Source organism: Roseomonas sp. GC11 (assembly GCF_024437745.1).
Taxonomy (GTDB): Bacteria; Pseudomonadota; Alphaproteobacteria; order Acetobacterales; family Acetobacteraceae; genus Pseudoroseomonas.
The window spans coordinates 1-6,190 of record NZ_JANFNY010000146.1 but is presented as its reverse complement, the minus strand read 5'-3'; the positions used below and the strand labels follow the sequence as shown (position 1 = coordinate 6,190).

Annotated in this window: 7 protein-coding genes and 2 pseudogenes; 1 reads left to right on the top strand and 8 read right to left on the bottom strand. The window is 72.4% G+C overall.

Annotated elements, in window-relative coordinates; translation table 11 throughout:
* From NON00_RS23785 to NON00_RS23775, 3 genes and pseudogenes are all read right to left on the bottom strand, one after another.
* Window positions 1-210: pseudogene (locus NON00_RS23785) on the bottom strand (acetyl-CoA carboxylase biotin carboxyl carrier protein); the annotation flags it as partial.
* A 25-nt stretch (window positions 211-235) separates the two neighbouring features.
* Entirely contained in the window at window positions 236-691 is a 456-nt protein-coding gene (gene aroQ / locus NON00_RS23780) for a type II 3-dehydroquinate dehydratase (protein ID WP_256025276.1), read from the bottom strand.
* A gap of 160 nt (window positions 692-851) precedes the next feature.
* A complete protein-coding gene (locus tag NON00_RS23775; RefSeq protein ID WP_256025275.1) occupies window positions 852-1,202 on the bottom strand; it encodes a four-helix bundle copper-binding protein in 351 nt (116 codons plus the stop codon).
* Between the two features lie 304 nt (window positions 1,203-1,506).
* Between NON00_RS23775 and NON00_RS23770 the strand changes: the two genes are divergently transcribed.
* Window positions 1,507-2,175, top strand: coding sequence for a hypothetical protein (locus NON00_RS23770; protein ID WP_256025274.1), 669 nt, complete (start codon window positions 1,507-1,509; stop codon window positions 2,173-2,175).
* A 103-nt stretch (window positions 2,176-2,278) separates the two neighbouring features.
* On the opposite strand, the gene NON00_RS24960 is transcribed toward NON00_RS23770, so the two are convergent.
* The 5 genes and pseudogenes from NON00_RS24960 to NON00_RS23745 form a co-directional block, all read right to left on the bottom strand.
* Window positions 2,279-3,226 (bottom strand): DUF697 domain-containing protein, encoded by a 948-nt coding sequence (locus NON00_RS24960; protein ID WP_256025273.1) that lies wholly within the window; start codon window positions 3,224-3,226, stop codon window positions 2,279-2,281.
* On the bottom strand, window positions 3,223-4,596 hold the full coding sequence (locus NON00_RS23760; protein ID WP_256025272.1) for a YcjX family protein: 1,374 nt from the start codon (window positions 4,594-4,596) through the stop codon (window positions 3,223-3,225). Before NON00_RS23760 ends, NON00_RS24960 begins: the two co-directional genes overlap by 4 nt.
* A gap of 67 nt (window positions 4,597-4,663) precedes the next feature.
* Window positions 4,664-5,110, bottom strand: a complete 447-nt coding sequence (locus tag NON00_RS23755) for a GNAT family N-acetyltransferase (protein ID WP_256025271.1) — start codon at window positions 5,108-5,110, stop codon at window positions 4,664-4,666.
* On the bottom strand, window positions 5,107-5,580 hold the full coding sequence (locus tag NON00_RS23750; protein ID WP_256025270.1) for a RidA family protein: 474 nt from the start codon (window positions 5,578-5,580) through the stop codon (window positions 5,107-5,109). The genes NON00_RS23755 and NON00_RS23750 overlap by 4 nt, the downstream gene beginning before the upstream one ends.
* Before the next feature lie 91 nt (window positions 5,581-5,671).
* A pseudogene (locus NON00_RS23745) lies at window positions 5,672-6,190 on the bottom strand (vitamin B12-dependent ribonucleotide reductase); the annotation flags it as partial.

Below are 6,190 nucleotides of genomic sequence, written 5' to 3'. Positions count from 1 at the left end.
CGCCGCGGCCAGGGGGGCCGGGATGGGGGCCGGGGCGGCCGCCACGGCGGCGGGGGCGGCGACGGTCATCACCGGCGCCACCGTCACGTTGCGGGTGACGCGCACGCGGCTGTCCTTGTCGGCCAGCTCGATCTCGCTCAGATCCGTCTCCCGCAGGATCTGCGCGAGCGCCCGGATCGCGTCCGGGCTGAAGGAAATGCCGCTGCTCATGGGACCTCTCTGATACCCCGCCGGTTCAGTCCTGTTCCGCCTGGGCCAGGATGCCGGCGATGCCGCGCAGGGCCAGGGCATAGCCATGCGGCCCGAGGCCGCAGATGACGCCCTGCGCCGCGCGCGAGACATAGGACAGGTGCCGGAAGGATTCCCGGCGGTGGATGTTGCTGAGATGCACCTCCACGATCGGCAGGTCGGAGGCCAGCAGGGCATCCATCAGCGCGATCGAGGTGTGGCTGTAGCCGGCCGGGTTGATGACGATGCCCGCCGCCATGCTGCGCGCCTCCTGGACCCAGGAGATCAGCTCCCCTTCCATGTTGGTCTGGCGGAAATCGATCGCCAGGCCCAGCGCCTCGGCCGTCTCGGCGCACAGCGCTTCGATGTCGTCCAGCGTCTCGGATCCGTAGATCTCGGGCTGGCGCGTGCCGAGGAGGTTCAGGTTGGGGCCGTTCAAAACGAAGATCAGCGGCGGGTTCACGTGGGGGGGTTCCGTCCGGTCCGGTGCGGCGGCGCCTAGCACGGGGTGTTTCCGCGCCGCAAGCATCGGCCTCTCGCGCGTTTGCAGGACGGGCGCAAGAGGGTGTTTCAGCCCCGCCGCCCCGCGCGCCCCCGCCACCCCGGCGGGGGGCGCGGATTCCTTACGCTTTCGCCATGGCGGCGCAGAGCGCGGCGCAGGCGCGGCAGGCGGCGACACATTCTTCCATGCCGCCCAGCGCCTCGCACTGCGCCGCGCATTCGGTGCAGATCGCGGCGCATTCGGTGCAGAAGGCGGCATGGCGCGGGCTGCCCAGCAGCAGCAGATGGGCGGTGCTGCGGCAGATCTCGGCGCAGGCCAGCATCAGCCGCACATGGTCCGGGGCTGCGTGCCGCCCGCCCGCCTCCAGGCAATGCCCGGACAGCGTGGACAGGCACTCCGCATGGCAGGCCAGGCAATGGTCGATGCAGTGGCGCAGGCTGGGTGACAGCAGGCTGGGTGAAAGATGTGTCATGGGCCCTCTCCGGTGTGCTCCGCCAGGGAGAACGGAAGGGGGGCGCCGGCGGTTGCCGGCAAGGCGCGGGGCGCGGCGGAGAAGGGGAACGCACGCCACCGCGCCCCGCCGGGCGGCCGGGCGGATGCGTCCCGGTGGCGCTGCAACAGGCGGCGCGCCTCCGGGTTGCGGCCGCCCTCCGCATTTTTGCCAAAAACATCCCCGTAAAACTTCGTGTGGCGGCGCAGCGCCATGGCGGGATGACATCGGCCCTCGCCCTACCTAGTTTGCGCCGCAGCGTCGTGCGCAGGGAGAAAGGCGCGTCATGCAGAGTCTTGCCAGGGCCGGGCTGTGGCTGGGTGTGGTGGCCGTCGCCGCGGGGTGCAGCCCCAGCTATTCGCCCGATACCTATGCCAGCAAGGCCGTGCAGCAGGCCAACAAGGTGGAGACGGGCGTGATCGTCGGCCGCCGTGCCGTGATGATCACCGCCGATGGCAGCACCGGCGCCGCCGCCGGCGCCGCCGCCGGTGGCGTGGCCGGCACCCGCGTGGGCGGTGGCGACGTGACCTCGGCTTTCGCCGGCATCGGCGGCGGGCTGATCGGTGGCCTGCTCGGCGCCGCGACGGAAAAGGGCGTCGGCTCCACCGATGGCTTCGAATACATCGTCCGCAAGCCGAACGGCGAAATGGTCTCTGTCACCCAGCGCGACGAGAAGCCGCTGGAGATCGGCCTGAAGGTGCTGGTGATCGCCGGTGCCCAGGCCCGCATCGTGCCGGACTACACGGTGGCCGAGGAAAAGCCCGCCACGCCAACTCCCGCCGCGCCGACAGGGAGCAGCGCGCCCGCCCCCGCCGCCCCGGCCCAGGAAAGCCTGCCGGCCCCCACGGGCGAGTCTCCCCCCGCCGAGGCCCCTGCCACGCCCCCCGCCGCCAACCCGGCCGCCACGCCCAGCCTGCCAGGGGTGACGCTGCCACTCGGGCAGGCCGCGATTTAGATTTTTCAGAACCTTTCTTTCAGGCTGCCGCCGTCTCCCGTCACGGCGGGCCGCCAAACTGAAAAAGTTTTTTGGTTCTTTTTTTCAAAAAAGAACGCTTCTTCTAAAAAGGCCGGCAGGCGGCCCCCGTCGCCTGGGCCAGCCTTGCCATGCGCCGGGCCGCGACGGCGGCCCCGGCCGCGCCCCCGGCCAGCTTCGCCGCATGCCCTTCGATCACCTGCTCCAACCCGGCCTCCACCACGAGATCGGTGCCGAGGCTCAGCCCGGTGGAGAAGGCCAGCCGCTGTACCAGCCGCCACAGCACCAGGCTGCCGGGGCGCAGCCCGTGCAGCTCCGCCACCTGCCGCATCAGCCGCAGCCCGATCAGCGCCATGGCGGCGGCGTCGAGCGCCGGGCTGGGCATCACCGCCGTGGCCAGGAAGACGCGCCGCGCCGCCTGCCCGCCCAGTTCCTTCACCCGCTCCCGCAGCACGGGCATCAGCAGCCCGGTGATCAGCCCGCGCGCCTCGCCCAGGCTCTGGGCGGCGCGGATCTGCGCGGCGGCGCCGGCGGCCTCGGGCAGGCGCCGGCCCACCCCCTCCACCCAGCGCAGCAGGGCGGCGGGCGGGCGGGCGGAGTCGGGCGCCTCCCGCAGCGTGGCGCTCAGCCGGTCCAGCGTGGCGAGGCGGCGCAGCGCCCGCCATTCCCGCCACGCGGCGGCGGAGAGCAGGGCCGCCACGCCGCCGCCCAGGGCCAGGCCGGCCCAGCCCAGGGCAGGGGAGGCGGTGAAGAGGTCGTTCAGCAGCAGGCCGAGCCAGAGCGCGCCGCCGCCGGTGAACAGGAGCGCCGCGGCGCTGCCGGCGAGGCTCAGGGAAGAAAACCAGCCGGAGGAGAGCGGGAGAGGGGGCTCGGGGCGCAGGAGGGAGGCCGGCGCGGCGGGCTGGATCACGCCACCGGGGATGGGGTCGAGCCAGGTGGGGGGGGGCTCGTCGGCCCAGCCGGGGAAGGCCGGGGAGAAAGAATTCTCCCCGGACCCCTCTTCTTTTTTTCTGTCAGAGGGTCGGTGGGTCACAGCGCGTCCTCCAGCAGCCAGGAGAGCAGGACGTCCAGCCCCAACTGCGGCAGGCCCTCGCGGCCATCCGGGTCCAGGGCGGGGGGGCGGAATTCCGGGAGGGGGAAGAAGGGGCGGCGCCAGAAGGCATCGCCGGGCGGCGGGACGCGCTCGGGGATGGGGCCGGGGCGGAAGGGGCGGCGGCGGACATCGCCGAGCGGCACGCCCAGCACCACGGGGCCGGCCTCGGTGGTGGGGGCCTCCTCCGTGCTGCGCAGCGAGGCCACGGCGAAATGGCGGACATGCGCGCCGCCCTCGCCCACCATGTCGCGGAACAGGGCGCGGAAGGCCGGGCGCTGGAGGTCCGGCACATGGTCCGCCTTGCTGGCGGCGAAGGCCACGCGCTTCAGCATCGGCCGGCGCAGCCAGCGGGTGCGGCTGCGCGCGTCATAGGCCCTGGCCAGGTGGCGCGCGGCGGCCTGGGCATCGGCGAAGGCGCCCTCCCCGGCGCAGAGCGCGCCCAGCGCATCCACCAGCACCACCTGCCGGTCGAAGCGGGCGAACCACGGGTCGAAATAGCTGCGCCGCATATCCTCCCGGTAGGCGTCGAAGCGGCGGGACAGGGCCTCGCGCAGGCTGCCGGGGGCGGCGGGGCCAGAGCCGGGCAGGGGGAAGAACCACATCATCGGGCTTTCGCCCTTCGGGCCGGGCACCAGGAAGCGCCCCGGCTGCAGCCAGCGCAGCCCGTGCCGCTCCCGCGCCGCCTGGAGCAGGGCGCGGTAGAGATGGTGGCCGCGCCGCGCCACCGCATCCTCCGCCGGGGCCTGGGTGGGCAGGCTGGCCAGGAAGGCCATGAACGCGGTGGCCAGGGCGGCGCGCGGCGGCTGGCGCAGCAGGGCCAGCGTCGCCTCCGACCACTCGGAAAAGCTCTGGTCCAGCATCGGCAGGTCCAGCACCCATTCGCCGGGGTAGTCCAGCACCTCCAGCCGCAGGCGGCGCGGCGGCAGGTGGCGCCCCAGCACCCCGCCGCGCCCGACGCGCAGCACCAGGCTGGCGCTGGCGAGGTCGCTGGTGCGCGGCGGCCAGTGCGGCGTGGCCCCGGCGAGGTCGCGCAGCTTCTCCGCCGCGTCGAACCAGTCCAGCGCCTGCGCCCCGGCCGGCTCCAGCCACACGGCCTCGATGCGCCGCCCCTGCATGGCGAGTTGCCGCGTCAGCGCCGGCAGCGTGTCCCGCCCGCGCCCGAGGGCCAGGAGATTGCTGATGAGGGAGGTGATGAACACCGTCTTGCCCGAGCGGCTGAGCCCGGTGATGGCGATGCGCAGGGTGTCTTCATTGACCCAGCGTTCCGCTTCCGCCGTGACGCGGCTGATCCCGTGCGCGAGCCGCTCCATGCTTCCACCCAGCTGACAGAAGAAAGATGGGGGGTGCAGGGGGGAATTCCTTCCCCCCTGCCTGTTCTCAAAGTCTCTTCAGATAGAAGAATCTCTGATGCCCCGGCGGATGATCCGGAATGGAACCAAACACCCGATACCCTTGCTTTTCATAAAACCCGGGAGCCTGAAAACTATAGGTATCGAGCCACACGCCGATGCAGCCGCGCCGCCGCGCCTCATCCTCCGCCAGGGCGAGGAGCTTCGCCCCCAGCCGGTGCTGGCGCAGCGATTCGGGCAGGTGGAACAGCTCGATGAAGAGCCATTTCTTGTTGGTCTTCCCGGTCAGCCCGCCGAGCACGGCGCCGCTCTCCGGGTCGCGCAGCACGACGGAGAGCGGCCCGATCTCCGGGTCCCCCACCTGCGACTCGTTATAGGCGCGGATGCCTTCCACCAGGGCGGCGCGGATCGCCGGGTCGTCGGCGCCGGTGATCTCGATGCGGGGCACCTCGATGCGGGGCGGCGCTTCGCTCACGCGCCGATCTCGAACATCCCCTCGACCTCGACGGCGGCATCCATCGGCAGGGAGGGCACGCCGATGGTGCTGCGGGCATGGCGCCCCGCCTCGCCGAACACCGCCACCGCGAGGTCGGAGGCGCCATTCATCACCAGCGCGTGCTGCGTGAAGTCAGGCCCGGCGGCGATGAAGCCACCCAGCCGCGCCACGCGGGTGACGCGGTCCAGGTCGCCCACCGCCGCCTGCAACTGCGCCAGCACGTTGATGAGGCAGAGCCGCGCCGCCTGCTGCGCCGTCTCGATGTCGAGATCCGCGCCGACCTTGCCCTTGTAGGCCACGGCGCCGTCCTGCACCGGCACCTGGCCGGAGATGATGGCCAGCGTGCCGCCCCCCACCAGGGTGAAGGGCACGTAGTTGGCCACGGGAGCGGCAGGCGTCGGCAGGGTGATGCCCAGCTCGGCGAGGCGCGCGGCAATGCGTCCGGCCATGAGGATGTCCTTTTGAAAAAAGTCCTGATGAAAAAAAGCCCGGGGGAAGGAATTCCCCCGGACCCCCATCTTTTTTCTGTCAGTTTGGAACTCAGCCGACCAGACGGAAACTGCGGCGACGGGCGGCGGGAGATGGCTGGGTGGGGAGGTCCAGCGGCAGCATGGGGCCGCGGTCGCCAGGGGTGCCCAGCGCGTCCGGGGCGCACTCCTCCAGCGTCGGGTCCGGCCAGAGGCGGCGCGCCTCCGCCCCGCCCTGATAGGCGATCGCCAGGCGGCGGAAGGCCCAGTCCAGCACGGAGGTCGCGCAGAGAATTTCGGCATCGCCCTCCACCGCGCCAGCGGGGCCGAAGCGGGTATAGGCGAAGGCCGTCACATAGTCCGACAGCGGCAGGCCCCGCGCGAGGCCGACATTCACCGACTGCACGAAGCCATCCAGCAGGCCGCGCAGCGTGCTGCCCTCCTTGCCGAGGGAGAGGGCGATTTCGGCCAGGGTGCCATCCGCCGCCTCGGTGGTGCGCAGCGTGGCGCGCTGGCCACCCACCACCACGCGCCACACCGCGCCGCGCGCGGAGAGCGCCGGGCGCGGGGCGGGCAGCGGGCGGGCCGGCTG

Excerpts from the sequence above, each read along its gene's own strand:
- NON00_RS23775 (WP_256025275.1), bottom strand. The coding sequence starts at position 1,202 with ATGACACATCTTTCACCCAGCCTGCTGTCACCCAGCCTGCGCCACTGC.
- NON00_RS23770 (WP_256025274.1), top strand. The coding sequence starts at position 1,507 with ATGCAGAGTCTTGCCAGGGCCGGGCTGTGGCTGGGTGTGGTGGCCGTC.
- NON00_RS23760 (WP_256025272.1), bottom strand. The coding sequence starts at position 4,596 with ATGGAGCGGCTCGCGCACGGGATCAGCCGCGTCACGGCGGAAGCGGAA.
- NON00_RS23750 (WP_256025270.1), bottom strand. The coding sequence starts at position 5,580 with ATGGCCGGACGCATTGCCGCGCGCCTCGCCGAGCTGGGCATCACCCTG.